The sequence below is a fragment of the Alteromonas sp. MTD1 genome (assembly GCF_042848195.1).
GTDB lineage: Bacteria > Pseudomonadota > Gammaproteobacteria > Enterobacterales > Alteromonadaceae > Alteromonas.
In genome coordinates this window covers 173,531-200,311 of record NZ_BTGG01000001.1, presented here as the reverse complement: position 1 = coordinate 200,311, position 26,781 = coordinate 173,531, and the positions used below count along the sequence as shown (strand labels likewise).

The following is a 26,781-nucleotide window of genomic DNA, read 5'->3' as shown; positions in this document are numbered from 1 at the left end:
ATTATGCGCATTGTCGATATAGCAGTCAAACGACCTGTAGCAGTAAGCATGTTCACCTTTGCGGTACTGTTGTTCGGTATGGTGTCGTTAGGCAGATTGTCCGTAAACCTATTACCCGATTTGTCTTATCCCACGCTTACTATTCGTACCGATTACGATGGCGCGGCACCAGCTGAAATTGAACAGCTTGTATCTAAGCCCATTGAAGAAGCCATTGGTGTGGTAAAAGGCGTGCGAAAAGTTACGTCGACCTCACGAGCAGGCCAGTCTGATGTGGTACTGTCTTTCGCTTGGGGAACAGACATGGACTTCGCCAGCCTTGAAGTTCGAGAGAAGCTAGACGTACTTCAGCTTCCGCTTGATATTGAAAAGCCACGCTTACTTCGCTTTAACCCAAGTTTAGACCCCGTTATTAAACTTGGATTAACCGCACAAACTGAAAGCGCAACCTTGCCTGTTGCTGAAATGAAACGCCTTCGTTTGTATGCAGAGCAACAAGTTAAACGTGCGCTTGAATCGGTAGAGGGCGTTGCCGCAGTGCGTGTAGGTGGTGGCTTAGAAAACGAAATTCACATCCTTATCGACCAGCAAAAAGCCAGTCAGCTATCAATTCCTATTACCACCATTATCGACCGCGTCAGTGCTGAAAACATTAATGCTGCAGGTGGTCGTATTGATAACGCAGCTCAAGCGTTTTTGGTGCGTACACTCAACCAATTTGAAAGCCTAAGCGATATTGAAAATTTATACATCGGCCGATTTGAAGGACGTAACATTCAGCTGAAAGACGTAGCGAACGTTGAAAGTGCGTACAAAGACCGCGATGTTGTTACCCGCTTTAACGGGTTTGAAGGCGTTGAAATTGCTATCTATAAAGAAGGCGATGCTAACGCCGTTAGTGTGGCAGAAAAAGTAGCCAACCGTTTAAACGAAGTGCAAAACAACTTGCCCAGCAACTACACGCTTAGTGAAATTTATGACCAAAGTGTTTTCATAAAACAGGCCATTGATAATGTTAAGTCGGCTGCTGTAATGGGCGGAATACTCGCCATGCTGGTGCTGTATTTATTCCTAAAAGATTTTTGGGCTACGGTTATCATTTCAGTCTCTATCCCTGTCTCTGTTATTGCCACTTTCAACCTCATGTACGCTAACGACATCAGCTTGAATATGATGAGTCTTGGCGGCATTGCCCTAGCGGTTGGTTTGTTAGTAGATAACAGCATTGTGGTTTTAGAAAACATTGATAGACATAAAAAGCACAAGCAAGCACTTAACGTTGATGATGCTGACGCACTAGCGGCAAGCCAGGGAACTAAAGAAGTGTCAGGCGCCATTGTTGCCAGTACCCTTACGACTATGGCGGTATTTGTGCCACTTATATTCGTGGAAGGCATTGCGGGGCAGCTGTTTCGCGATCAGGCACTTACCGTATCATTTGCGCTAGCTGCATCACTCGTTGTCGCGCTAACCCTCATTCCTGCAATGGCACACAAAAAGAAAAAGCAGCAGCTTGATCATGAAGACGTTTTTACTACTGACGCACCACAGCCACCTACCTCAACACTGGGTAAAGTAGCTTATTACTTAACCTGGCCTGTAAGAATGGTATTCAAGTTTGTTTTTGTATTTCTTCCTGCGGCCTTGGTAACACTGGTTATTGGTGCATGGCATGTTGCCAGCAAATGTTTAAATGTAGTGTTTAAACCAGTACTTTGGCTGTTTAATAAAGCGTTTGATGTATTGGCAGTAGGTTATGAAAAGCTTCTAAAAATAAGCCTAATAGCGCGAGTTTTGGTAATCGGTGTTGCCGTTGCGTTATCGGCTGGTGCCGTTACCTTAATACCTAAATTAGGCATGGAGCTAATACCCACATTATCGCAAGGTGAGTTTACTGTAGAAGTTACTTTACCTGCTGGCTCACCGTTGTCTCGTACCGATGCCATCATAAACGAGTTAGCTGCGGTTGCAGTTATGCCCATTTCTATTGTTGCGCCTACAAATTCTTCATCAGTAGAAGGCAGTGCTAAAAGCGATGCAAATAGCAACAATACACAAGTGCTTCGCACGTACACTATGTCAGGTACAGGCAGCTTAATAAGTGCGGCGCCTAATCAAGGTGGCGATCATTGGGGCAAGCTTAATATTGTTATGAAGCCTGGCGCTTCAGAACAAGACATGAACAATGTTAAAACAGCGCTTCGCGATCACTTAGCACTTAAACCTCAGGTTCAGGCTACATTTTCAGAGCCTGAATTGTTCAGCTTTGCTTCACCAATTCAAGTTGAAGTGTCTGGATACGACTTAAATCAGCTTCAGCAATACGGCGACGCTATTGCTACAAAGCTAGCCAGCTATCCTAATTTCGCAGATGTAACCACCAGCATTCGCGATGGTAACCCAGAGCTTAAGATTGCGTTTCATCATGCCAAACTTGCGCGACTAGAATTAGACGCTGCTACCGTGTCTGAGCTTATTGCCGCCAAAGTTGGTGGTCGCGTGGCGACACAGTACAGCGTTGAAGATCGCAAAGTAGATGTTCTTGTCAGAACGTTTGAAAATCAGCGCAACAACATAGCCAGCGTACGTGCCATTGTTGTAAACCCAGGTTCAGCGCAGCCTATTCCACTAAGCGCCGTAGCTGATGTGTACATGAGCGTTGGGCCAAGTGAAATAACCCGTGTGGGTCAACAGCGTGTAGCACTTGTTTCTGCAAACCTTGCTCAAGGCAAGCTTGATGAGGCCGTGGCGGTAGCAAACAAAGTGTTAAATGAAACTCAGCTCCCTCTTTCACTAAATGCTTCAGTGACAGGGCAAAGCGAAGATATGCAAAACAGTTTCCGCTCTCTACAGTTTGCATTGGCACTGGCGGTATTTATGGTTTACTTGGTGATGGCATCTCAGTTCGAGTCATTGCTTCACCCGTTACTTATATTGTTTGCTGTGCCGCTTGCCGGAGCCGGCAGCGTATACGGATTGTGGCTTACAGGTACACCGTTAAACGTGGTGGTGTTTATTGGCTTAATCATGCTGTGCGGCATAGTAGTAAATAATGCCATTGTACTGGTAGACCGTATAAATCAACTGCGTCGTCAAGGCATGGAAAAACAGTTGGCGATTATCGATGCCGCTAAAACACGATTACGCCCTATTGTAATGACTACGCTCACCACTATTTTGGGTCTGCTTCCCATGGCATTTGGTTTGGGTGAAGGTGCTGAAATACGTACACCAATGGCCATAACGGTGATTTACGGCCTACTGTTTGCCAGTTTACTAACGCTTATCTTACTTCCTGTGTTGTACAGTTTGTTCGACACAAAAAACATGTCGCTAACTGCTGATGCGAAAAACCAAGTAAAAGATGATGCGCAGCTAAGCAATAACAAGTCACTTCAAGAAGGAGGCGCAGTATGAGCTCGCCTTCCTCAAACAACACGCAAAGCATGACAAAAATAGCAGGTATTGGGGCATCGCTAGCGCGCTTTGCCCTTAATAAACCGGTTACAGTAAGTATGCTGTTCCTTTCAATGCTGCTATTTGGCATTGTGTCAGGGCGCTTGTTACCGCTAGAGAAATTTCCAGGCATTGATATTCCGGAAATGGTGGTACAAATTCCCTACCCCGACGCCACACCAGTTGAAATAGAAACCATGATAACGCGCCCTGTTGAAGAGGCTGTGGCTACCATGTCGGGCATAAAAAGGCTTCGCGCACGCTCTTATGACAACATGGCCGAAGTGATTGTTGAGTTTGATTGGGACGAAAACCTAAAAGCCAAAAGCATTGAAGCGCGCGAGAAAATTGATGCAATACGCCATACACTGCCTGACGATATCGAGCGCATCATGGTGTATAAATTTAACACCAATGATATGCCTATTTTTCAGCTGCGCGTGTCAAGCGATAGAGATCTGTCCAATGCTTATGACCTGCTGGAGCGCAACTTAAAGCGCCCGCTTGAACGCGTTGCCGGGGTGTCGAAAGTAGAGCTATACGGCACCATGAAGCGCCAAATCACTATTCGTTTAGATCCGCAGAAAATGGCGGCCTATCAAATAGACGGCACGCGTCTTGAGCAACAGCTTCAAAGTGCTAACTTTTCGCTTACTGCGGGTTATATGTATAACAACGGTGAAAAGGTACTAGTGAACCCTACTGGTGAGTTTACTGACGTTAATGACTTTAAAAACATGTGGGTAACGCGCAGTGTAAGATTATCAGACATTGCATCGGTAACTTACGAATTACCAGAGCGTAACGAAGGAAGACATTTAGACCGTACTTTCGCCGTTGGATTTAATGTATTCCGTGAGTCTGGTAGCAACCTGGTAGAAGTCTCTAACGCTGTAATGAAGGTAATTGAAAAGGCAAAAGAAGACCCAGAGTTTAACGGTATTAGCTTATTTGTGATGGACGACACAGCAAAAAGCGTAACGTCTTCTTTAAGCGACTTGCTTAATGCTGGATTGCTTGGCGCACTGCTGTCGGTTATCGTGCTTTACTTATTCTTACGCCAGCTAACTACTACGCTTATTGTTGTGCTGTCGGTTCCTTTTTCTATCTGTATCACGCTGGGTATTATGTATTTGCTTGGCTATACGCTGAATATTTTATCACTTATGGGCTTAATGCTTGCCGTGGGCATGCTAGTTGATAATGCAGTGGTAATTACTGAAAGCGTGTTTCAAGAGCGCCAGCAAAATAGCAACGTTAAAAGCGCTACGCAAATTGGCGTAAACAAAGTAAGCCTAGCGGTAATTGCAGGTACAGCGACCACCGCTATTGTGTTCTTGCCCAACATTATTGGTGTAAAAATTGATGTCACCATTTTTCTTGAACATGTGGCTGTTGCTATCTGCATTTCGCTATTCGCTTCACTGTTTATTGCCAAAACGCTTATTCCATTGCTCACTACTAAAGTAGCTATCCCTGTGGTAAAAACACCAAAAGCACCCGGCTACATTCGTGGCTTTGGCAAAGCACTTGGTTGGATGTTAAAGCACCAAGGCAAAACCTGTTTTATTGCCCTATTAATCTTATTGTCTACAGCCATTCCTATGCAGGTTGTTACATCAAATGACGAGGGTAATAACAACCAAGAGCGTATTTGGCTTAATTATCACGTAACGCAGAATTTTACGTTGGATGAAGTAGAAAAAACGGTTGATAAGATGGAAGCCTATTTATATGAGAACCAGTCGCGCTTTCATATTAAACAGGTTTATACCTACTTTACGGCGGGACATGCAGTTAGTGGTATTACATTAAACGACGAACTTCCCGTACCAGTAAGTAAAATAAAAGAAGATATACGCGAAAACATGCCGTCGTTTGTGCGTGCTCGCCCTTCCTTTGAATGGGATAGCGGTAACGGTGGTGGCGTTCGTGTTACGTTACTTGGAGAGTCATCAGACACCCTTTTAGATATTTCTGAGCAAATTGTCCCCATTCTCGCCAGTATTGAAGGCTTAGAAGATGTAAAAGCTGATACGGGCTCGACACGTGATGAAGTTCAGATCCGAATAGACAGAGAGAAAGCGAATAGATTCGGCATTCAAGTAAATGACGTTGCCAAGTTAATAGCTACTGCGCTACGTGGCAGTAACCTTCGTACGTTTCGCTATGGCGATGCAGGAGAAGTCGATGTACAGCTTAAGTTTGGCAGCGATGTACAGGCATCTTTAAACGCACTTAAAAATATCAATATTGGTTTCTCTCAAGGTCAATCGGTTAGCTTGAGCATGATTGCTGACTTTTCGGTTAAGCCTCAACTTTCACAAATAAACCGTAATTACCGCCAAACTGCGTTGGCGATAGGCGCCAATCTAGAAGGTGAAACAACGACAGAACAAGCTCGTGAACGTATTGAAAAGGCACTAGAGAACATTGCGTTGCCAACAGGCTATAAGTGGACACTAGATGGCAGTTTCTCTCGTCAAAACGAAGCAAACGCCGTAATGCAAATGAATATGCTGCTAGCCATTTGTATGATTTACGTTGTTATGGCTGCCTTGTTTGAGTCTTTGGTACTGCCTACGTCGGTAATTACTTCACTGCTGTTTTCATTTACTGGCGTATTTTGGGCGTTTATGGTTACCGGCACACCAATGTCGATTATGGGCATGATAGGCATGCTAATACTCATGGGTATTGTGGTGAATAACGGTATTGTTCTAGTAGATAGAATTAACCAACTGGTAAACGAAGGTTTGTCGCTTTACGAAGCGGTATTAGAAGGCTGCATTACCCGTATTCGCCCCATTCTGATGACTGTTGCAACCACAGTGCTAGGCCTTATACCGCTAGCAATGGGCAGTACGCGCATTGGTGGAGATGGCCCTCCCTACTCGCCTATGGCTATTGCTATTATTGGTGGCCTTGTATTTTCAACACTCACAAGCCTGTTTTTAGTGCCATTGGCCTACGTGTTATTGCTTAAGCTTCGTTTTAAAACACAGCGTTTGTTTAAAACCAGTAAAGCACGGGTTAATCGCTGGGTAAAAGTTTAGTCATATCGTAAGTAACAGCTAAATATAAGCGGGAAGCGACGCAATACTAGTGTGTGTTCGCCTCCCGCTTTTTTTGTTGTTAACTTTGCACTAATCATTAACTGCGAGACGTCAGGTATTCAAGTACTGCTGTAGCATCACGCTCTACAGAGAACTCTATAAGACTACTTCCATTACAAGTTAGCCCTTCTTCGGCGGTAACCATTCGAAGCACTTCACGCTGACTTGCACCAATGCGACCAACATTTCTGGATAAACTTGAACGCAGTACTTTAATGTCATCATTAATTACAGCTTTACAAAAGCCTGCAAACTGGGTTTCACCTACAAAGCGCACGCCTTGCTCAGATACAGCTGCGAAAGCTTGGCTAGATGCAATAGAAACCGTTAGCACTGTTGCAGATAAAATTGTGGTTAATCGTTTCATGATATCTTCCTCGTTGTGTCTTCCTAATAACTAAGAAAAAATGGTTGTGGCAAACTCATTAGTGATGCACACAACTTTTTAAGTAGGTCTGAATAAGCCCTACGTAACTCGTTGGGTGCATATTAGTTATGGAACAAAACGCGGCGCTTTATTGTTTAATCTTTGTACAGAGGTGGTAAACAGTAGGTAAATCAGGATGTTACAAAACCTTTAACTAATTAAACGTCTGAATTAATTGAAGTTTTGTAAACTCTATATTGCAAAAGTAGATATAAAAACGGCTTTTTATATAAAACAAATATAATACTAAAGACTAAAAAGGCTCCCAAAGGAGCCTTAAAACTGTAATTTTAACAAAATAATTAACACACTAAGCTTGAAAAACGCGTATTCAAACCCTCAATATGTAATTAAACTTCCTTATTCGTACTTACGCTCACGCTTCGTTTCTATCGCATCAATGTAAGCATGCCATGACGCATAGCCAATAATGGGCATAAGAACGATAAAACCAACAAAGCCAGTGATAAAGCCAATAGCAACGGTAGTAAATATAATTGCGCCCCAAATAAGCATAGGCACCTTATTAACCCAAACCGCATTCACGCTGGTAAGCACAGCCGTTGCTAAATCTACTTTTCGTTCCATTAGTATAGGCTGAGTAAAAGCTGTAACGAACAGCATAGCAACCGTGAAGACAGCGCCAACAATAGTGCCAAGCGTTAGGAATGGAAGAAGACTTTCCAAATCTGTGTCGATATACGGTGGATAAAGTGCATGTATAATGGAAGCAACTCTTAACCAGAATATCATCATCACCATCAGCAATAGCGCAAAGCCCCATTCATTGGTAGCGTTGCGACGCATTGCGCGCAAAGAATGGCGAAGCGTGGGTTTATGCCCCTTTTCCATTTCCCAGCTTACATCATATAGACCCGCAGCCAAGAACGGACCAACAAGCATAAAGCAAACAATGGCGGGCAATATAACAAGGTGCCACCCTGTCATCGCAACAAGATACATCACAAACCAAGGTATTACAGCAAACAAAACGCCGTAGAAAACGGTTAACCCCGGTGCGCGCATGGCATCACGTAATGCAAGAGACAACCATTTTATAGGGTCTCCAATATCTAATTCTTTACATGGTATAACTCTAGCAATTCCGCTTTGCGTAATCGCGTTTTCAGGAGTTTCTTTAAAATGGTGCGACATATATTAATCACCTCTGCCTGTTAGCTAGCCTATTACTGGCGTATTTTTTGTACACGCCTTACTACTACGATAGGCGCAGAATGAAAAGTTCACAAGTCATTAACATTATTTTTATTCTTAAGGCCAAATCGAAAGCTTTATCACCTTTATCGTGCAAAAAACAAACATTCAACAAAAAATACGCACATATCTTCCCCTAAATGGCTAAATTGACATCGCATAGTGATGCGCTTTGCGATAATCTCAGGGTATGTAAATCAACCAGATAGACCATGAAACCAGTATCACGCTCACACAAGTTAGATAACGTTTGTTATGACATACGCGGTCCTATAGCTGAACAAGCTAGGAAAATGGAAGACGAAGGGCATAGGATCCTTAAACTGAATATTGGCAACCCTGCCCCATTTGGTTTTGAAGCCCCCGACGATATCGTTAAAGACGTCATACATAACCTTCCCACATCTCAAGGGTATTCTGACTCAACCGGTATTTACGCCGCCCGTGTGGCGGTAATGCAGTACTATCAACAGCGTAATATTAAAAATATCCGCGTAGACGATGTGTACATAGGAAATGGTGTGTCTGAACTCATTATGATGGCCATGCAGGCGCTGCTTAATCATGGTGATGAGGTGCTTATTCCAAGCCCTGACTATCCGTTGTGGACAGCTGCGGTAAGCCTTTCCTCAGGTTCACCAGTTCATTACCGCTGTGACGAGCAAGCGGGCTGGTTCCCAGATATCGACGATATTAAAAGTAAAATTACGAGTAAAACTCGCGCCATTGTGCTGATTAACCCTAATAACCCCACGGGCGCGGTTTACGATGAGGCATTGCTACAGGAAATAGTAGAAATTGCTCGCCAACACGGCTTGGTGGTTTTCAGTGACGAAATTTACGATAAAATTTTGTACGACGGTGCAAAACATACCAGCATTGCATCGTTAGCAGATGACGTGTTTTTTGTGACGTTCGGCGGGTTGAGCAAGAACTACCGTGTTGCAGGCTTTCGTTCGGGTTGGTTAGTTGTAAGCGGAAACAAGCGTTTAGCATCAGACTACATAGAAGGTTTAAATATTTTGTCGTCTATGCGTATGTGCGCCAACGTGCCCTGTCAAAGCGCAATTCAAACCGCGCTGGGTGGCTATCAAAGTATTGATGACTTGGTAAAAGAAAACGGACGATTACGTATTCAGCGAGACGTCACAACCGATATGCTTAATGGCATAGACGGCATACACTGCGTTAAACCTCAAGGGGCCATGTACTGCTTCGCCCGTGTAGATGAAAAGAAATTCAACATACATAACGACGAACAGATGGTGTTAGACCTGTTACGTTCTGAGAAAATACTGCTTGTTCACGGCCGTGCTTTTAATTTGAACGAAGGTATTTATTTTCGCTTAGTGTTTTTACCACACAGCGACATTTTAGTGCCCGCACTTCATCGTATAGGCAACTTCTTTAGACATTATAAGCAAGGGGCATAGTGTGTCTGATAGAAGTCATTTTTTTGCGCACTTAGCACGACTGAAGCTTATAAATCGTTGGCCGCTAATGCACAATGTGCGAACAGAGAACGTACAAGAGCATAGCCTTCAAGTAGCGATGGTAGCCCACGCTCTTGCCTTGATTAAAAACAAATTCTTTAATGGCACGTTAAACCCCGACCGTATTGCTACTATGGCCATGTTTCATGATGTATCAGAAGTATTAACGGGCGATTTGCCAACTCCCGTTAAGTACTTTAATCCAGCCATTAAAGAAGAATATAAAAAGATAGAAAAAATAGCGGAAAACAAGCTTATTGAAATGGCGCCAGAAGCGTTTCGCGAAGACTACGCCGCGTTAATCGATCACCACTACCACAGTGAAGAAGAAGCATTCATAGTAAAAGCCGCTGATGTGCTATGTGCTTACTTAAAAACCCTTGAAGAGCTTGCAGCTGGTAATCAGGAGTTTAAGCTTGCTAAAAAGCGTTTAGATAAAATTCTTAAAGACTACCATTCTGACGAGGTAGATTATTTCTTAACGCGCTACGTACCAAGCTTCTCGCTAAGCTTAGATGAAATAACCCTTGATGAGATGTAAAAGCGAAGGACTGAATTGTGACTGCATCAAAATGGGAACAAGCTCTACAGGAAAGACGTTTACCACGCAGTGAAAATCGCGATGGCGATCACCGCAACCCATATCAACGTGACAAAGCAAGGGTTTTGCACAGTGCAGCCTTTCGCCGGCTACAGGCAAAAACACAGGTGCTTGGTGTAGGGCTGAGTGATTTTTATAGAACCCGGCTAACTCACTCGTTGGAAGCAGCTCAAATAGGTACAGGTATAACCGCACAACTTTGTGGTAAGTTTCCGGATGTAGCTGAAACGCTCGCCCTAGATGCAACGCTTATTGAAACACTTTGCCTAGCCCACGACATTGGTCACCCTCCCTTTGGACATGGTGGCGAGATTGCACTGCATTATATGATGCACAGTCATGGAGGCTTTGAAGGCAACGGACAAACGTTTCGTATTATCTCGAAATTAGAGCCCTACACAGCAGAGCACGGCATGAATTTATGTCGTCGCAGTGTGCTAGGGCTTGTGAAATATCCTAATTTCTTAGACACATTACACGGCAATATGGCAATGCCAGCGCGCCCTGCCTCGCTTCGACAAGTCAAAGCTGATGAATGGCATCCTCCGAAGGGTATTTTTCGTTGTGATGAACCCTTGTTTGATTGGATTCTAGCGCCGTTTAGCCACAATGATAAACAGCGATTTATGCAGTTTAATGCAAAGCAAAACGGCCACAGTAAAACCCAGTTTAAATCGTTCGATTGCTCAATTATGGAATTGTCTGACGACATTGCCTACGGCATTCACGACCTAGAAGATGCTATTGTAATGGACATGGTTCACAAGCATCATTTTGTAGACGATGTAACGCTTCCAATTAAGGCCCTTGATGTACCATGGCTCTCGAAAAATATTGAAGCACTTACCAACAAACTTTTTAGTTCGCAACATCACGAAAGAAAAAACGCAATAGGCGCGTTGGTGAACAGTTTTATAACCGCTATTGAAATTCAAGGCGTAGATGGCTTCGAGCATCCATTGCTTGCGTTTAATGCCACCATGCCACACCACTTTGCAGAAGCTCTTGAGCTGTTCAAGCGATTTGTGTTTAGAAAAGTCATTCGTCGTCCAGACGTACAACTGCTTGAATACAAGGGCCAGTTAGTGGTTATGGAACTGTTTGAAGCGTTCGCCTCTGACCCCGCTCGATTGCTGCCAGAGAACACGCAAGTTCGCTGGCGTAATGAACAAGATGCTGGAAACGGCATGCGCGTACTCGCCGACTACATCTCAGGTATGACCGACGAGTTCGCAACACGACTGTATGCAAGTATCTTTTCACCTAAACAAGGCGGTATTCAAGACGGCTTTCATATGTAAAAGCAGGCGGTTTACCTTTCTAGACTAGTCAAAGACGCTCTTTTACTCTGACTACCCCACACTTTCTTGTGCTGTAAGTCAAAAACACTGATTTAATTGAAAGTAAAAACGTTTTTACAAGGTCTTATAACTCATAGAAGCAACATTAGCATCGACCCAATATGCCGTTATTTTCGTAATTAGCTTAAACGCTATAAATGAATGCACCTCGTAACGGCCTGCAGCAGGTTCGCAAGTGATGAGAAGTAAGGAAGGTAAAACATGCCCAAGCCCTATAAACCCTCGGTAAATCTGAATGAAAGCCACGTAACTGATGAAAACGTGTACATGAATAGACGCAAGTTACTTAAGTCTATGGGGTTTGTTGGGGCTTCAACGTTGCTTGCCAAGTCAGCGAATGCTGCTGGCTGGTTTTGGGAAGATGAAAAAGAAAAAGCCGCGTTTTCTGGTCAACCTTTATCGTTCTCAACGCCACCTGAATATCAGATAAACGAAACGCGAACACCTGAAAGCAAGGTTACTACTTACAACAACTTTTATGAGTTTGGCACGTCTAAAGATGCGCCAGCTAAAAATGCGTCCGACTTTCAAACCAAGCCTTGGCAGCTGAAAGTGGATGGATTGGTAAAAAAGCCCTTCGTTATCGATCACGATGCCCTACTTTCACGTTTTCCACTTGAAGAGCGCATCTATCGACTTCGCTGCGTAGAAGCCTGGTCAATGGTTGTACCTTGGGTTGGTTTTGAGCTTGCAGCACTTATAAAGCAAGCAGACCCGCTTATGTCAGCAAAATATGTGGCTTTTGAAACCTTATACGATCCAGAACAAATGCCAGGGCAACGCAGCCGATTTATGGGTGGCGGCATTGACTACCCCTATATTGAAGGGCTTCGCATTGACGAAGCAATGCATCCGCTTACGTTAATGTCTGTTGGCCTGTATGGTAAAACACTACCTCCACAGAACGGCGCACCAATACGTCTTGTAGTACCTTGGAAATACGGTTTTAAGAGTATTAAATCTGTTGTTCGCATTCGTCTTACAGACAAAGAGCCGCCAACAACATGGAGAAGGCTTGCAGCAAATGAATATGGTTTTTACGCCAATGTAAATCCAAACGTTGACCACCCTAGATGGAGCCAAGCAAGTGAACGTCGAATAACTACGGGTGGTCTTCTTGCACGTAATCGCATAGATACACAAATGTTCAACGGCTATAGCGAGGTAGCTAGCCTGTATGCAGGAATGGATTTGTCTCGATTCTATTAGTCTTTTAATAAATGTTGTTTAAATGACTAAGATATAAAATCTGTCTAACTTAATTGCATTAACGTTATGGATTATCCAATTCGTATTAATGCAATTTTCAGGAGCAGTATGCCTGTTTTCAAAAAACCTTTTAGAATGTCGGTATGGCAGAGACGTAGCACAAAAGCTGCCGTTCATTTTTTTGCCTTGGGCTATATTGTGTGGCTTTTCTTTGCCGGCATAACCGACAATCTTGGCCCCGACCCCGTAGACACATTAATAAATGAAACGGGAATATGGGCAATCTATTTTTTATTAGCCACACTAACGCTTAGCCCTCTAGCAAAATGGTTACCAAGTCCAGAGCCCATTCAGTTTAGGCGACTCATTGGCATTTACGCCTTCGTGTATGCCTGTGCACATTTGAGCACTTATTTATTGTTTGAACTTCAATTAGACATGTCGCTTATAGCAAGCGAGCTGGTAAGTCGCCCGTATATTATTGTAGGTATGTTTGCACTGCTGCTTTTACTTGCGCTAACGCTAACGTCATTTAAGTGCATACAGCGAAAAATGGGAAAGCAATGGCAAAAGCTGCACAATACCATTTACCTTATTCTTCCTCTCACGCTTCTGCACTTCAGCTGGTCTCAAAAAACCTTTTGGCAAGAGCCTATTTGGTATTGGCTTTTGGGTTTACAGGTTATGTGGCCTCGTTTGACGGCATATATTAAAAAGCGAAAACATCATAAAGAAAGAGCGAAAGAAAGAGAGCGAAAGAAGGAAGCAGCCGTAGTTTAAGAAAGAAAATAAACCAGCGCGGCATAACGCGCTGTTTTTCCAACGGCCACGCATAAAAGAAAAAACCAGAAGTTAGAGCGTAAAACGCTAGCAACCAACGTTATTGGATCGCCAATAACAGGTACCCAACAAAGCAGTAGGCTCCACTTACCCCATCGCGCAAAATAATGCTCAGCTTTGCTGAACGATGTATCGCTTATTCTTAACCATTTTGACGCAAGATGCTTTCCGTAACGAAAACCCAATAAATAATTTAAAAGCGCGCCCAGCACATTACCTATTGATGCAGATGTAAGAAGAAGAAATGGCGTTAGACCATTGCTTAATAATGTGACTAAAACAATTTCAGAACTAAACGGCAAAATGGTTGCTGCTAAAAAAGCAGCTAAGAACATGCCCACATACCCGAGCGTTACAAAACTAATCAATTAGCACTCTCTCATCATTAATAGCTACTTTCTCACATACCCATACTGTGCACGTATGTCAGTAATAGAACAAACGCAGTTAATTTTAAGATGTTTGAATATCTAAAGACAGCTAAGTACAAAATAAAAACGCAAATATATTAATAAGTTACCAAAAAAAACTTTGATGTGTTCAAAAAAAATGCAACGAAGTACTTGCAAAAACTACCATCCGGTAATACTGTATACCCATACACACTGTATAGATAAACAGTTAATAGAAAAACCTGTATAAAGAGTATTGCCATGAACACATCATCAGTTTCTCGATTTAATGCACTACGCACTTCGGTTTCAAATGTTGTACAGCTTCCTCTTCCTTTTGAAGGGTTCCCTAGAGATGGCCAAGGCCGAAACGGCAAAAGCCAAGAAGGAAGAGGTTGGAATTATTTGTTAGCAAACTCAGTGTCGTTCTCGAAGGATGTAAACCATGCAATCCGCATACAGAAACCTGAAAAAGAGAAAGTGCCTCAGTGGATCAGTAAGCTTATCACCGGTGGTCAGTGTAAAACGTTATATGTTGAGAATATCGATCTTGATTTACAGCCAACAGACAGCGAAATGATTAGAAAGCTATGTGAGCTTTACTCAGTAAGTTTAGTTAACGTTCGCGTTGATGCAGGCGAACAACAGCAAGATGTTGCTGTTGGGCCTTGGTAAGTAAAGCACCAACATTTTATAGCTTTACTTTTCGCTGTAATCTTTGGTTTAAGACGTTTTGAAAACAGTTGGGTAGCACCACATACCGCTTTATACTATTAGTCAGTTTATCTAAACCTAATGGTATAAAGTATGCGCTGTTATTGTTGCTCATCTCTCCCGTACGAGAAATGTTGTGAGCCATATTTAACTGGTAAGTCTCTCCCCTCTTCTGCCGAACAACTTATGCGTTCACGGTTTTCTGCTTATGCAACGGCAAACTTTGACTACATATTAAAAACCTATTCGAAAGACAAACAGCAGTCGTTAAGTACTGACGCATTAAAAAGCAGTGCCGAAGGCGCAACATGGTTTGCGCTTCAAATAAATGCAACACCCTCTGAAGATACAGTTGAATTTACTGCTTACTATTTTGAAAACAAAGCAATGTATCAACTCCATGAGTCTTCTCGTTTTATAAAAGAAGACGGCGCATGGCGTTACCATGATGGCGAATTATTTGATGACTGCGGAAAAGTGAAATACGGGCGTAATCTACCCTGTGTATGTGGCAGCACTAAGAAATTCAAACAGTGTTGCGCGACCAAAGCACGTTAGAGACTAAACACACTTACTAAATATTGAAGAAAACTCATTTAGCCGCCTGAATAAAGGGCGGCTAAATAATGACGGTATTAACACGTCTGGTTAGCAAGCTGCTAATGTTTATGGGTGTAGCGCGGGCAGTCTAAGACTTGAAAAACGTGATACTAAGTGGATAAACCCATAATTCATCGTTATTAGCTTTCATTGCCGCTACAATTGCGAATATCAAGTTAAGCAAACCTAAAATGGCAAAGCCGATAAAGCCAATAAGTACAAACGCCAGCACTGTGCAAATAATTGAATAAACAACAAGGCTTAATATCCAATTTGCTGTTACGCGCCCGTGCTGATTTATACGTTCACTTTGGTCTTTATTCACCACCCACATCACTATAGGTAGTATAAGCCCCAAACCAGGAGCAATGATGCTAGCAAGTTGGCTTAAGTGAATAACTGTACAGTATGTACGCTCGTTCATTCCCCAATACATGTTGTTTTCCATTTTTGTTAATCCTTTATAAGTGCAAAATGCACATTACTTGTGGAAGTTGTTTTATCCAAACTATTTTGTACCACTTTAAATATAAACATGCATTATTTAGCGCTCTCACTTCTTCGTTTAATTGGGAATAAACGCAGCCAAAATGCCGCTTCAAAAACAATACCCAAAAGCACAAATACAAAAGCACCAGATGCAAAGCCTCTGCTGTAACAGGCAATAGCTATAGCTAGAAAAACTAATGCTAAGAGACACCGAAGGAAGGTTTTCATTAAAATATCCTTTTCGAAAATTATTGGTGTGACGCGTTGCTAAAGCCCAACATTGTAAAAGTGCAATAACAAAGCGCTTAGTTGATATTTATATGAGCGCAATAATTCAATAACCAACCCATTGTTTCTACCTTCTTGCCCGCTTAGTTTGTAACACTTTGTTTATCATTTCTTCATTGCTTGTTCAGCTTTACGCCATTTAGCAGTAACAGCACGTGATTTTGTTTACAAATGTCCAATACCGTCTCACAATGAATCTGACATGTCTCTGTGTATACATCGCAGTAAAACCAGAATAACGAAGGACAAACAATGATTAAGCATAAACGCACGCTACTTGCTGCTCTTGTAAGCGTTTCACTTTTGGGTTGTAACGAAACCTCCAAAGAAGCGCCAGTTACTGCACCAACACTTACCGCAGCAGATGCTGAAGCATTCTTAGACAACGCACAGCGCGATATTGAAAAAATGCAGGTTCCTGCCGCTCATGCTGCTTGGAGCTATGCTACAAACATCAATTACGACACTGCAGCCGTAAGCGCCTACTTTAATGAAGTGCTATCAACCAAAGTAGCCAAACTGTCGAAAGAAGCGGCTAAATTTAATGACGTTGAAGTAGATGCAGATACGCGTCGTCAATTGGATCTATTAAAAAATGGCTTAACTATGCCACCGCCAGCAGACGCAGCTAAAGCCGAGCGTTTAGCAAAAATAGGTTCAGATTTAAGCGCAATGTATGGCTCGGGTGAGTATTGTCGAGAAGACGGCACCTGCAAAAGCTTAGTAGAGATGAGTGGCGAAATGGCCACAGTGCGTGATGCAGATTTGCTTCTAGAATATTGGAAAGGTTGGCGAGAGGTGTCTAAACCAATGGCGCCTCTATATGCAGAGCAAGTGTCACTTGCCAACGAAGGCGCTGCTGAGCTTGGGTTTGCTAATGTGAGCGAACTTTGGCGCGGTAAATACGACATGCCTGCGGAAGAATTCCCTAAAGAGCTTGATCGTTTATGGTCTCAAGTAGAGCCTTTTTACGAGTCACTACACTGTCATGTACGCGCAAAGCTTGGTGAGCACTATGGCGAAGATGTAGTTCCACAAGATAAGCCAATTCCTGCGCACTTGCTAGGCAATATGTGGGCGCAAACTTGGGGTAATGTTTACGACATTGTGAAGCCTCAGCAAGAAATGAAAGTACCAGATGTGACAGCTGCATTGAATGCACAGGGCTACGATGAAGTTGCTATGGTTAAACAGGCGGAATCATTTTTCTCTTCTCTAGGTTTTGAAGAACTACCTGAAACATTTTGGGAACGCTCAATGTTTCAAAAACCGGAAGGTAGAGACGTACAGTGTCATGCATCAGCGTGGGACCTAGATGACAAGGACGACCTTCGCATCAAAATGTGTATCCAAAAAACTGGCGAAGAGTTTAACGTTATTCACCACGAACTTGGTCACAACTACTATCAACGCGCATACAAAGACCAACCACTGCTGTACAGAGGCTCAGCGAATGACGGTTTCCACGAAGCCATTGGCGACACAATTGCCCTTTCAATTACGCCAAAATATTTGAAGCAAATTGGCTTGATTGACGAGATACCAGACGCATCAAACGATATCGGTATGTTGATGCAGGTAGCGCTTGATAAAATTGCCTTTATTCCATTTGGTCTAATGGTTGATCAGTGGCGCTGGAAAGTACTTGCAGGTGAAGTATCGCCAGAACAGTACAATGATTTATGGTGGGAACTACGAGAAAAGTATCAAGGTGTAATGGCGCCAGTAACACGCGATGCTGATGCTTTCGACCCAGGTGCAAAATACCACGTTCCTGCGAATGTACCGTATACGCGTTACTTCCTTGCGCATATTCTTCAATTCCAATTCCACAAAGCACTTTGTGATATTGCTGGTGATGAGGGCCCGCTTAACCGCTGCTCTATCTATGGTAGTGAAGAAGCGGGTAAAGCGCTGAACGACATGCTTGAAATGGGCATGAGCCAGCCATGGCAAAATGCACTAGAAACGCTTACAGGTTCACCTGAAATGGATGCAAGCACAATTGCAGCTTACTTTGCTCCGCTTAAATCTTGGTTAGACGAACAAAATGCTACACGTCAATGTGGCTGGTAGTTGGCTGAGGCTGGTAGACGGCTACAATAGCTAAAACAAAGATAAGTTTAAAAACCTCGCTCTGGCGAGGTTTTTTTATTTTGTATCCCTAGTTTTTCGTATTTGTTAGCGGCGTTGCAGGTTTATGTCATCGAGCGAGACAATCGACATTTCATCGCAAAGTTTGATCGAATTAGCTTGTGCGCCATAACAATGGGTACATACAAATACAAGGAGGATAGAATTATGGCCAACGTACTTGTCATTGGCGCATCAGGTCAAATTGGTAAACAGGCTACAGGTAAACTGCTAGAGGCAGGTCACCATGTAAAAGCACCTGTAAGATCACCAGATAAACTTAGTGATATCAATGATGCAAATCTCACCGTGATAGAACAAGACTTAGAAGAAGACTTTTCATCGCACTTCAACAATATCGATGTGGTTGTCTTTACTGCAGGTTCTGGCGGGAATACAGGCGCTGATAAAACCATTATGATAGACCTATGGGCTGCGCGAAATGCAATTAACTATGCGAAAGAAGCAAAGGTGCCAAAATTTGTAATGGTTAGCTCTATTGGGGCTGATGATCCAGATGCTATTGAATCACCCATTAAGCCTTATCTCGTTGCTAAGCATATGGCAGACGAGCACTTAATTAATAGTGGTTTACACCATATCATTCTGCGCCCCGGCACACTTTTAAACGAACCGGGTACTCACTTAGTCAGCACTGAAATGCCAACTAATAGAAGTGATGCGGTTATACCTCGTGAAGACGTGGCAACGGCCATTGTAGAAAGTGTTAATCATGCTGGTAGTGAAAACATTGTGACACACTTATTTAAAGGCGCTACACCAATATCAAATGCGTTCTAACGTTGCTCGTTTCACTTACTAAGAAAAAAGAAAGCCCCTCTTCAGGGGCTTTCTTTTAGCTATGCAACTGTTTTTTAGTGGCGTGAGCATTAGGGAATGAGTGCCTGACACACCCAATTACCTTCGCTATTTTTCTCATGCCATTCTCTATTTTGAGGGTTACCGCGCAAATACAAGTAATCGACGGTTTCTATGGCAAGTAAGATCACGCAGAAGTGTTCCGGCGCATGTTTGAAATCGCCTTCAACTTGAAGCGCTGCGGAATCATGTCTTGGTGTTCCAGGCTCACCCCAAAAGAACTGTTTTTTTCCAGCGTCTGACAATTTATTCCACTGTTCGCGAACAAGCGTTTCGTCCTGTTGCGCCGTTAACACTGTGGCATTACATGTAAAACGATACTGCTCTCGCGTTTTCGAAAAGTACCAACACACCTGTGCTTGAGGGCGTTTTAATAGTTGTTGATATTTCTCAGAACGTGTATCGGATATCACGACAAGCTCGTTATTGTCTGTCAAACCCCGAAAAACCACGGTACGGCAATGGGGAAACCCGCTTTCATCCACACTAGCTAACTGCACATAGCGGCTTTCAGGCATGCTGCGCGTTTGATGTAAACTTTTAGTCAGTCCTTGTCTCCACTGCGGCATAGCGCGTCCCCTTCAGTATGTTGCTTCTATGCCGCTTGCTTTTTAGCAAGCGAGAACAAGTCGTAAAAGTTTTTAGTGGTTATTTGAGCAAGCTCTTTTACCGATACACCTTTTAGCTCAGCAATAAATTCTGCTACTTCCACTACGTAACCAGGTTGATTCTGTTTGCCCCTATGCGGCACTGGTGCAAGCCACGGCGAATCAGTTTCAATAAGCAAACGTTCAAGAGGGATAGCTTTCACTACGTCGCGCAGTTCATCCGCCGAGTTGAACGTAACAATACCTGATATTGAAATGTAGAAGTCCATTTCAATAGCAGCTTGTGCCATTTCTAGTGACTCGGTAAAACAGTGAAGCACCCCTTTGGTATGCGGTGCCTTATGCTCTTTTAGTAAGTTAATAGTGTCGTCACGTGCATCACGCGTGTGTATTATTAACGGCTTATTTGTTTCATTTGCCACTTTAATATGGTCAACAAACGACGTCAGCTGAACAGCCTTGCTCTCTGGGCTGTAAAAATAGTCTAATCCGGTTTCACCTATTGCAACCACTTCGTCTTGCTGTGCTTTCTCTAACAGCTCTTCATATGAACATGCATCGTCTTGATGAAGAGGATGAACACCACACGACACAGACACATCAGGGAAGTGTTTAACGGTTTCCAGCATACTGTCGTAATCGTTTACTGAAACACAAACACATAGAAAGTGTTCAACGCCTCGTGTGCGGGCAAAATCTAATGTTTCTGCAAGCACCTCAGGGCCCTGCTTTAAGCGGTCTAAATGACAATGAGAATCTACGAACAAAATGTACCTTTACTAATAACTTGATGCTAGTGGGTGAAAATAAAACACTAGCGTTGGAATTGTTTTAATAACCCAAACAACACCATAGACTTGTTAACACCTGGGTGTTGAAGCGTTTTTACCGCCTCTATACACGCTGAATAACGCGTAAAGTCGCTGGGTTGTTGTTTTTGAATATAATCTTGTTGCGCAATTTGTTGGCACCATTGTGCAACTTGAATAGCGCTATCCTGCCACTTATTGGCTAACGTTTGTGCCTGAAAATCTGGCGAGCCGGCTAACAACGCTTGAAAACCGTCAGTGAAATCTCGGTAACTGAAGTCATCACCGCCCTTCAACGCTTCTTCAACTCTTAAAGGCGCACCACCATAAGCCTTTAATAAAGCTTCACTGGCATCTTCTACGCCCTTTGAGGCCAAGTAGTTCACACTTTCCTGTGTAGACGGTAACGCCAGAATGTGCTTTTCACAGCGGCTCAGAATGGTGGGCATAAGCTTATTCATACTGTCGGTAATAAGCACTAAATACGTATTGTCTGTAGGCTCTTCCAAGGTTTTGAGTAACGCGTTTGCCGCCGCTTCAGTCATGGTATGAGCGTCGGGAATTAGCAACACTTTGTTCCCGCTCATTTGCGCTGTACCGGAAAGTTTCGCTATGCCTTCACGAATTTTATCAACGCCTAGCTGCTTCTCGCTTTCTAAAATATGAAAATCAGGGTGATTTCCTGCCTGGCGCAAATGACAACTTTGGCAAGCTTCGCACGGTCCGTTAACACTTGGCTGTTTGCAAAGTAAAGTAAAACTGAGCGACTGCGCCAATTGGTATTTTCCTATTCCACGCGGACCGCTTAATAACAAGCCATGATGAAGCTTTGCGTCTAGGTATCGCTGCATAAGCCCCGTGTATATGTTAGAAAACCAAGGCAACATATTACGCAGTTGCCTCATTTTGGCTGCTTAAATACAACGTAATCTCATCTAAAACCGCTTTGTGTACGCTTTGCATATCTTGCATTGCACTTACTACTTTTATGCTGTCGTCTTGGCCTGCAAGTTCTAAATATCGCTCGCGGGTTCTCTCAAAAAATGCCAAACCAGCCTGCTCTATACGGTCTAACTCACCGCGGCCGCGCGCTCGCTCTAGCCCCACCGCGGGTTCAACATCAAGGTAAATCGTTAAATCGGGTTTGAACCCATTTAAGGCAATATCGCTTATGGCACGCATTGTTTGGGCACTTACTCCCCTGCCACCACCTTGGTAGGCTTGAGACGACAAGTCATGTCTATCGCCTACAACCCAAGCACCATTATCAAGCGCAGGTAAAATACGGTTGGTAAGCAGTTGAACACGGGCCGCATACATAAGAAGTAATTCGGTTTCTTCTGCCACATTTTCGTTCCAATCGTGTTTAACACAATCGCGAATGGCTTCTGCCATAGGTGTACCACCAGGCTCTCTGGTTTGCTCTACCTGCTTTCCTGCTGCTCGTAGTGTCTCTTTAATTAGGCCGATAACAGAACTTTTGCCTGCGCCTTCAAGACCTTCAACTACAATAAATTTTCCGCGCATAATAATTCTTTGTTCTCAATAATACGTAATAGTTCGCGATAACACGGTTTTGCCACAATATTATCGTGGTCTTCGCTAGCGTTTTAGCTGGTATTTTCTCACAGCTGCGTTGTGTGCTTCCAGTGTTGTCGAAAATTGGTGGCTGCCGTCGCCTTTGGCAACGAAATACACCTCATCTGTATCCAGCGGTTGTAAAGCTGCCTTTATCGCCGCTTTACCCGCCATAGCAATAGGCGTGGGCGGAAGACCTTTTATAACATAGGTATTGTAGGGCGTTGGCGTGCGTAGGTGCTTACGGGTAATATTACCATCGAAATTATCGCCAATACCGTAGATAACTGTAGGGTCGGTTTGTAGTCTCATATTGCTATTAAGCCGGTTTACAAACACCCCAGCTATGCGACTTCTTTCTTCAGGCACAGCGGTTTCTTTTTCAATAATACTGGCCAGAATAAGCGCTTCGTAAGGCGTGTTTATTGGTAAATCAAGGGCACGTTGCTGCCACTGCTCATCAACGAAAGCGATAAGCGCTTCATGCGCTCGAGCCAACACAGCGCTGGCTTTGGTATTGTTAGTGAAGAAATACGTATCGGCTAAATACAAACCTTCATTGTGCTTAATCGCTTGGCAACACCAATCGGCGTTTGTATTTGTGGTTTGGCGTAGTGTCTTGTCATCTATATCAAACTGGATGTTATTGTGTGCTTTTAACGTTTCTAACCACTGTTTGAGTGTGAGCCCCTCTACTAAACTAACACTGAACAAGTGTTCCTCGCCTTTGGTAAAGCGTGTAAACACGTCCACTAGGGAATCTCCTGGCGCAAGTGCATAGGTGCCTGACTTTACCGATGTGTCTGTGGCAAAAAACTTAAGCCACACTTTTGCAACCATTGGTGGTATGTCTGAATAAGCTTTGTTGCGCAATTGTTTTACCGTGCGATAGGCATTACTGCCTTGCTCAATAACAAACAAAGACTCAGATTGTATCGACAGCGGAGCGTTTACTATTTTAGACAAATAGATCACAGCACATGCTGTACCCAATGCACTGGTAAAGACAAAGCCTAAAACCAGAAATAGAAATCGTTTCATTAAAGCGTCCTTGCCTGTTTATTCGCGTGTAACAGTTTATTTAAATATTCTATTTCGGCGTGCTCTATAGCATAACTCACGGTGGTGCTATCGTGAAATGTCACCGAACTAACGGGCATAATACCCATTAATGCATTGGTAATAACTACAGCCTGAGCCGCTTTTAGGTGCTCTAGTGAATATTCGCCTACATTCAACGTTACATTGTCGTTTAACAAGCCTTGTACCAAGCATTGTCTTACCACACCGTTCACACCACTTCCTTTCAAAGACGGTGTGTACCATGCCCCATTTGCAAAAAAGAAAAGGTTTCCCGCGCTGGCCTCAATAAGGTTTTCGTTGGTATCACAAACAATAGCGTCGTCAGCGCCTGCTTCTTCAACTTCTCGCTTAATAAGCACTTGTTCAAGCCGGTTCATGTGTTTAATACCCGCAAGGACAGGCTGAATTGCTAACGCTGTATTTGCACTAATAGCGTTGATACCTCGCTGCCGCATAGCGTCATAATGTTTCGGGTAGGCATGCACCGACAAGCGTACTAAAGAAGGTTGGGATTGATCACGGGCATAGCCTCTACCCGCTTCGCCACCTGAAATATGCACTTTTAACACGTATTGACCATTATCTTGATGTTCATTTTTATCAGCATCATTTTCATGAACATCGTTTGTATGGTCATCGGCGTTTTGTCTAATCTTTTCGCGCTGTTCGGCAATAAAAGCAATTATTGCGCTTTGCAAGCGCTCTATGTCTATGTGGATACCTAGTGCAGAAGTGTCGTAAGACAGCCTTGAAAGATGCCAAGGCAAAAGCTCGGGAGTGTGGTTTAAAACTCGAATTGTAGTAAAAACGCCATCACCATAATTATATGCTCTGTCACTTTGCAAAATGGGCGCGTCGCTGCTGACTATTTTCACTACCTAATAAAAAACCATACTAATCACAATGATTTTGAGTATACCAAGTTGCACGATGCAAACAAGAAAGGCAGCGAATTCGCTGCCTTTCTAATCAATTTAATGGCTTTTTACAGACGCTTGAATATAAGCGACCCGTTAGTGCCACCAAAACCAAACGAATTACAAAGCGCGTATTCTTCGCTAAACGGTTTAGCTTTGTTTGCAACAAAGTCTAAGTCGCAGCCTTCGCCTGGCTCGTCTAAGTTAATTGTTGGCGGTGCCATTTTGTCTCGTAACGCCAAAATGGTAAATATTGCTTCAACAGAACCTGCAGCACCTAAAAGGTGACCTGTCATCGACTTAGTAGAGCTAACGAGTAGCTTGTAAGCGTGCTCGTTAAATACGCGTTTTACCGCAGCAACTTCAGCTACATCACCTGCTGGAGTGGAAGTGCCATGGGCGTTTACATAACCAATATCAGTGGCATTTAGCTGCGCGTCATTAATAGCATTTTGCATAGACGCTGCCGCACCTTCGCCATCTTCTGGTGGTGAAGTCATATGGTACGCGTCGCCACTCATGCCAAAACCAACAAGCTCAGCATAAATGGTAGCACCACGTGCTTTTGCAGCTTCATACTCTTCTAGCATTACCACGCCAGCGCCCTCGCCCATAACAAAACCATCACGGTCTTTGTCCCATGGACGGCTTGCTGCCTGCGGATCATCATTTCTTGATGACAACGCACGCGCAGCGGCAAAGCCTGCAATACCTAAAGGAGTAATTGATGCCTCTGCACCGCCAGCTAGCATGGCGTCTGCATCGCCATAAGCGATGGTACGCGCAGCAATACCAATATTGTGAACGCCAGTAGTACATGCTGTAACTACATTTAAGTTAGGGCCTTTCAAACCTTCCATGATAGAAAGAAAGCCTGAAATCATATTGGTAATGGTAGATGGTACGAAGAAAGGAGAAACCCTTTTGGGGCCACTGTTCATCAGTTTGGTGTGATTTTGTTCAATCTGTTCTAACCCACCAATACCCGAACCTATGGCCAGTCCAACGCGGTGTGCGTTGTCAGGGGTAACGGTTAAACCAGAATCGGCCAGCGCTTGCTTACCAGCGGCAATACCCAACTGGATAAAGCGATCCATTTTCTTGGTTTCTTTCTTTTCGATATATTCCTGCGGGTCAAAGTCGTTAATCTGACCTGCGAAACGGGTTGAATAGTTACTGCAATCGAAGTGAGTGATTTCACCAATGCCGCTCTCGCCTGCGAGCAATTTGCGCCATGTGTCTTCGCTATTAAGACCCAATGGTGAAAGCATTCCAAGACCAGTAACCACTACGCGACGTTTTGTCACAAAAAGCCCTCGCTTTGGAACTAAGGTAGGAGAAACAAAAACGGCTCTGTAGTAGAGCCGTTTTGTCGCTAATTAAGACTTATGCGTCTTTGTTAGCGTTGATGTAGTCAATTGCAGATTGAACTGTAGTAATTTTTTCTGCTTCTTCGTCAGGAATCTCAGTATCGAATTCTTCTTCCAAAGCCATTACTAGCTCAACTGTGTCAAGTGAATCAGCGCCTAAATCGTCAACGAATGAAGCTTCTGCTTTTACTTCTTCTTCTTTCACGCCAAGTTGTTCAATGATAATTTTCTTAACGCGATCTTCAATGTTACTCATAATTCTAGGTTTCCCTTAAACGTCACTAGATAATAAAGTTGCCGCTAGTTTATTTTGCAAGGTGAGCCCTTGCAAGCTCCAGTTTAAACAAATTTTCTGGTCAAACCAGCGACGTTCCAAATTCGTAAAATACTATTTTTACATCCAAGTTCGGGTAAATACCACCCCAAACTAAGGAAAATTCGCAATTTTTGCGAATTTAACCCATATACATTCCACCATTTACATGGATAGTTTCGCCTGTAATATAGGCAGCACCACTGCTCACTAAAAAGGCAACAGTGGCCGCAATTTCATCAGGTTCGCCCAAACGGTTAGCCGGGATATCTTTGAAAATGGCTTCGCGTTGGTCGTCTGACAGTGCTTTTGTCATGTCAGTATCGATAAAACCTGGTGCAACAACGTTAATGGTAATGCCGCGTGATGCTACTTCACGAGCCATAGATTTAGAAAAACCAATAACCCCTGCTTTTGCAGCAGCGTAATTAGCCTGACCAGCGTTACCGGCACTTCCTACAACTGAACCAATATTTACGATACGGCCAAAGCGCTTCTTCATCATTCCACGAAGTACTGCTTTTGAAAGGGTAAAAATTGATGTTAGGTTTGTGTCGATAATACTTTGCCACTCGTCATCTTTCATACGCATTAGCAAATTATCGCGGGTGATACCGGCATTATTTACCAAAATATCAATAGCACCAAATTCATCAGTGATAACTTTAACAGCGTTATCTACGCTGTCTTTGTCAGTAACGTTAAGCGCTAAGCCTTTTCCACCAAACTCGCTAAGATAGCTGCTAATTGCGTCTGCGCCATTTTCACTTGTTGCGGTACCAACGACTGTCGCACCTTGCTGTGCAAGCTGTGTCGCGATAGCTTTACCGATACCACGACTCGCGCCTGTGACAAGCGCAATTTTACCGTCTAATTGACTCATTGCGTTT

Annotated in this window: 24 protein-coding genes; 11 read left to right on the top strand and 13 right to left on the bottom strand. The window is 43.4% G+C overall.

The genetic code is table 11. The annotated features are described in order from the left end of the window. Positions 1 to 3: 3 nt before the first annotated feature. Together ACGHAV_RS00850 and ACGHAV_RS00845 are read left to right on the top strand one after the other, a co-directional pair. On the top strand, positions 4 to 3,417 hold the full coding sequence (locus ACGHAV_RS00850; protein WP_390375153.1) for an efflux RND transporter permease subunit: 3,414 nt from the start codon (positions 4 to 6) through the stop codon (positions 3,415 to 3,417). Between the two features lie 29 nt (positions 3,418 to 3,446). Further along, positions 3,447 to 6,512: an efflux RND transporter permease subunit gene (locus ACGHAV_RS00845; RefSeq protein WP_390376023.1), complete on the top strand. Its 3,066-nt coding sequence runs from the start codon at positions 3,447 to 3,449 to the stop codon at positions 6,510 to 6,512. A 97-nt stretch (positions 6,513 to 6,609) separates the two neighbouring features. Here ACGHAV_RS00845 and ACGHAV_RS00840 read toward each other — a convergent pair whose 3' ends face one another. Together ACGHAV_RS00840 and ACGHAV_RS00835 are read right to left on the bottom strand one after the other, a co-directional pair. Next, positions 6,610 to 6,939 (bottom strand): hypothetical protein, encoded by a 330-nt coding sequence (locus ACGHAV_RS00840; protein WP_390375150.1) that lies wholly within the window; start codon positions 6,937 to 6,939, stop codon positions 6,610 to 6,612. Positions 6,940 to 7,359: 420 nt separating this feature from the next. After that, entirely contained in the window at positions 7,360 to 8,154 is a 795-nt protein-coding gene (locus ACGHAV_RS00835) for a DUF2189 domain-containing protein (RefSeq protein WP_334015211.1), read from the bottom strand. A 272-nt stretch (positions 8,155 to 8,426) separates the two neighbouring features. Here ACGHAV_RS00835 and ACGHAV_RS00830 point away from each other — a divergent pair, with 272 nt between their 5' ends. From ACGHAV_RS00830 to ACGHAV_RS00810, 5 genes are all read left to right on the top strand, one after another. Then, positions 8,427 to 9,647 carry a pyridoxal phosphate-dependent aminotransferase gene (locus ACGHAV_RS00830; RefSeq protein WP_334015210.1) on the top strand — a complete coding sequence of 407 codons (1,221 nt, stop codon included), beginning with the start codon at positions 8,427 to 8,429 and terminating at the stop codon, positions 9,645 to 9,647. A 1-nt stretch (position 9,648) separates the two neighbouring features. After that, positions 9,649 to 10,248 carry a 5'-deoxynucleotidase gene (yfbR, locus tag ACGHAV_RS00825; RefSeq protein WP_390375146.1) on the top strand — a complete coding sequence of 200 codons (600 nt, stop codon included), beginning with the start codon at positions 9,649 to 9,651 and terminating at the stop codon, positions 10,246 to 10,248. A gap of 17 nt (positions 10,249 to 10,265) precedes the next feature. Then, positions 10,266 to 11,609, top strand: a complete 1,344-nt coding sequence (locus tag ACGHAV_RS00820) for an anti-phage deoxyguanosine triphosphatase (RefSeq protein ID WP_390375143.1) — start codon at positions 10,266 to 10,268, stop codon at positions 11,607 to 11,609. A 261-nt stretch (positions 11,610 to 11,870) separates the two neighbouring features. Continuing rightward, positions 11,871 to 12,878, top strand: coding sequence for a protein-methionine-sulfoxide reductase catalytic subunit MsrP (gene msrP, locus ACGHAV_RS00815; RefSeq protein WP_390375140.1), 1,008 nt, complete (start codon positions 11,871 to 11,873; stop codon positions 12,876 to 12,878). 108 nt (positions 12,879 to 12,986) lie between these two features. Then, the gene (locus ACGHAV_RS00810; protein ID WP_390375137.1) at positions 12,987 to 13,658 is read left to right on the top strand and encodes a sulfite oxidase heme-binding subunit YedZ; all 672 of its coding nucleotides are present in this window, start codon (positions 12,987 to 12,989) and stop codon (positions 13,656 to 13,658) included. Here the strand turns inward: ACGHAV_RS00810 and ACGHAV_RS00805 are convergent. Beyond that, positions 13,655 to 14,086, bottom strand: a complete 432-nt coding sequence (locus ACGHAV_RS00805; RefSeq protein WP_390375134.1) for a YqaA family protein — start codon at positions 14,084 to 14,086, stop codon at positions 13,655 to 13,657. The two genes, ACGHAV_RS00810 and ACGHAV_RS00805, sit on opposite strands and share 4 nt — an antisense overlap. Positions 14,087 to 14,371: 285 nt before the next feature. On the opposite strand from ACGHAV_RS00805, the gene ACGHAV_RS00800 reads away from it, so the two are divergent. Both ACGHAV_RS00800 and ACGHAV_RS00795 read left to right on the top strand, forming a co-directional pair. After that, positions 14,372 to 14,785, top strand: a complete 414-nt coding sequence (locus ACGHAV_RS00800; protein WP_390375131.1) for a deoxyguanosinetriphosphate triphosphohydrolase — start codon at positions 14,372 to 14,374, stop codon at positions 14,783 to 14,785. 225 nt (positions 14,786 to 15,010) lie between these two features. Then, positions 15,011 to 15,382, top strand: a complete 372-nt coding sequence (locus ACGHAV_RS00795; protein WP_390375128.1) for a YchJ family protein — start codon at positions 15,011 to 15,013, stop codon at positions 15,380 to 15,382. Positions 15,383 to 15,512: 130 nt separating this feature from the next. Here the strand turns inward: ACGHAV_RS00795 and ACGHAV_RS00790 are convergent, their stop codons facing one another. Further along, the gene (locus ACGHAV_RS00790; RefSeq protein WP_334015202.1) at positions 15,513 to 15,872 is read right to left on the bottom strand and encodes a DUF4870 domain-containing protein; all 360 of its coding nucleotides are present in this window, start codon (positions 15,870 to 15,872) and stop codon (positions 15,513 to 15,515) included. Between the two features lie 581 nt (positions 15,873 to 16,453). Between ACGHAV_RS00790 and ACGHAV_RS00785 the strand changes: the two genes are divergently transcribed. After that, positions 16,454 to 18,277, top strand: a complete 1,824-nt coding sequence (locus ACGHAV_RS00785) for a M2 family metallopeptidase (protein ID WP_390375125.1) — start codon at positions 16,454 to 16,456, stop codon at positions 18,275 to 18,277. A 225-nt stretch (positions 18,278 to 18,502) separates the two neighbouring features. Continuing rightward, positions 18,503 to 19,135 carry an SDR family oxidoreductase gene (locus ACGHAV_RS00780; RefSeq protein ID WP_390375122.1) on the top strand — a complete coding sequence of 211 codons (633 nt, stop codon included), beginning with the start codon at positions 18,503 to 18,505 and terminating at the stop codon, positions 19,133 to 19,135. Between the two features lie 89 nt (positions 19,136 to 19,224). Here the strand turns inward: ACGHAV_RS00780 and ACGHAV_RS00775 are convergent, their stop codons facing one another. From ACGHAV_RS00775 to fabG, 9 genes are all read right to left on the bottom strand, one after another. After that, on the bottom strand, positions 19,225 to 19,782 hold the full coding sequence (locus ACGHAV_RS00775) for a pyridoxamine 5'-phosphate oxidase family protein (protein WP_390375119.1): 558 nt from the start codon (positions 19,780 to 19,782) through the stop codon (positions 19,225 to 19,227). Between the two features lie 26 nt (positions 19,783 to 19,808). Next, on the bottom strand, positions 19,809 to 20,588 hold the full coding sequence (locus tag ACGHAV_RS00770; RefSeq protein WP_390375116.1) for a TatD family hydrolase: 780 nt from the start codon (positions 20,586 to 20,588) through the stop codon (positions 19,809 to 19,811). A gap of 47 nt (positions 20,589 to 20,635) precedes the next feature. Further along, on the bottom strand, positions 20,636 to 21,535 hold the full coding sequence (holB, locus tag ACGHAV_RS00765; RefSeq protein WP_390375113.1) for a DNA polymerase III subunit delta': 900 nt from the start codon (positions 21,533 to 21,535) through the stop codon (positions 20,636 to 20,638). Further along, positions 21,519 to 22,157 (bottom strand): dTMP kinase, encoded by a 639-nt coding sequence (gene tmk / locus ACGHAV_RS00760; RefSeq protein ID WP_390375110.1) that lies wholly within the window; start codon positions 22,155 to 22,157, stop codon positions 21,519 to 21,521. The genes holB and tmk overlap by 17 nt, the downstream gene beginning before the upstream one ends. Before the next feature lie 75 nt (positions 22,158 to 22,232). Beyond that, positions 22,233 to 23,249: an endolytic transglycosylase MltG gene (mltG, locus tag ACGHAV_RS00755; RefSeq protein WP_390375107.1), complete on the bottom strand. Its 1,017-nt coding sequence runs from the start codon at positions 23,247 to 23,249 to the stop codon at positions 22,233 to 22,235. Next, positions 23,249 to 24,166, bottom strand: a complete 918-nt coding sequence (gene pabC, locus ACGHAV_RS00750; protein ID WP_390375104.1) for an aminodeoxychorismate lyase — start codon at positions 24,164 to 24,166, stop codon at positions 23,249 to 23,251. The genes mltG and pabC overlap by 1 nt, the downstream gene beginning before the upstream one ends. A gap of 110 nt (positions 24,167 to 24,276) precedes the next feature. Then, positions 24,277 to 25,515, bottom strand: a complete 1,239-nt coding sequence (gene fabF / locus ACGHAV_RS00745) for a beta-ketoacyl-ACP synthase II (protein WP_390375101.1) — start codon at positions 25,513 to 25,515, stop codon at positions 24,277 to 24,279. 79 nt (positions 25,516 to 25,594) lie between these two features. Beyond that, complete coding sequence (gene acpP / locus ACGHAV_RS00740) at positions 25,595 to 25,834, bottom strand: acyl carrier protein (RefSeq protein ID WP_334015192.1); 240 nt, start codon at positions 25,832 to 25,834, stop codon at positions 25,595 to 25,597. A gap of 199 nt (positions 25,835 to 26,033) precedes the next feature. Beyond that, positions 26,034 to 26,774: a 3-oxoacyl-ACP reductase FabG gene (gene fabG / locus ACGHAV_RS00735; protein ID WP_390375097.1), complete on the bottom strand. Its 741-nt coding sequence runs from the start codon at positions 26,772 to 26,774 to the stop codon at positions 26,034 to 26,036. Positions 26,775 to 26,781 lie beyond the last annotated feature (7 nt).

Excerpts from the sequence above, each read along its gene's own strand:
- ACGHAV_RS00850 (WP_390375153.1), top strand. The coding sequence starts at position 4 with ATGCGCATTGTCGATATAGCAGTCAAACGACCTGTAGCAGTAAGCATG.
- ACGHAV_RS00845 (WP_390376023.1), top strand. The coding sequence starts at position 3,447 with ATGACAAAAATAGCAGGTATTGGGGCATCGCTAGCGCGCTTTGCCCTT.
- ACGHAV_RS00840 (WP_390375150.1), bottom strand. The coding sequence starts at position 6,939 with ATGAAACGATTAACCACAATTTTATCTGCAACAGTGCTAACGGTTTCT.
- ACGHAV_RS00835 (WP_334015211.1), bottom strand. The coding sequence starts at position 8,154 with ATGTCGCACCATTTTAAAGAAACTCCTGAAAACGCGATTACGCAAAGC.
- ACGHAV_RS00830 (WP_334015210.1), top strand. The coding sequence starts at position 8,427 with ATGAAACCAGTATCACGCTCACACAAGTTAGATAACGTTTGTTATGAC.
- msrP (WP_390375140.1), top strand. The coding sequence starts at position 11,871 with ATGCCCAAGCCCTATAAACCCTCGGTAAATCTGAATGAAAGCCACGTA.
- ACGHAV_RS00810 (WP_390375137.1), top strand. The coding sequence starts at position 12,987 with ATGCCTGTTTTCAAAAAACCTTTTAGAATGTCGGTATGGCAGAGACGT.
- ACGHAV_RS00800 (WP_390375131.1), top strand. The coding sequence starts at position 14,372 with ATGAACACATCATCAGTTTCTCGATTTAATGCACTACGCACTTCGGTT.
- ACGHAV_RS00795 (WP_390375128.1), top strand. The coding sequence starts at position 15,011 with ATGCGTTCACGGTTTTCTGCTTATGCAACGGCAAACTTTGACTACATA.
- ACGHAV_RS00790 (WP_334015202.1), bottom strand. The coding sequence starts at position 15,872 with ATGGAAAACAACATGTATTGGGGAATGAACGAGCGTACATACTGTACA.
- ACGHAV_RS00785 (WP_390375125.1), top strand. The coding sequence starts at position 16,454 with ATGATTAAGCATAAACGCACGCTACTTGCTGCTCTTGTAAGCGTTTCA.
- ACGHAV_RS00780 (WP_390375122.1), top strand. The coding sequence starts at position 18,503 with ATGGCCAACGTACTTGTCATTGGCGCATCAGGTCAAATTGGTAAACAG.
- ACGHAV_RS00775 (WP_390375119.1), bottom strand. The coding sequence starts at position 19,782 with ATGCCGCAGTGGAGACAAGGACTGACTAAAAGTTTACATCAAACGCGC.
- holB (WP_390375113.1), bottom strand. The coding sequence starts at position 21,535 with ATGAGGCAACTGCGTAATATGTTGCCTTGGTTTTCTAACATATACACG.
- tmk (WP_390375110.1), bottom strand. The coding sequence starts at position 22,157 with ATGCGCGGAAAATTTATTGTAGTTGAAGGTCTTGAAGGCGCAGGCAAA.
- mltG (WP_390375107.1), bottom strand. The coding sequence starts at position 23,249 with ATGAAACGATTTCTATTTCTGGTTTTAGGCTTTGTCTTTACCAGTGCA.
- acpP (WP_334015192.1), bottom strand. The coding sequence starts at position 25,834 with ATGAGTAACATTGAAGATCGCGTTAAGAAAATTATCATTGAACAACTT.
- fabG (WP_390375097.1), bottom strand. The coding sequence starts at position 26,774 with ATGAGTCAATTAGACGGTAAAATTGCGCTTGTCACAGGCGCGAGTCGT.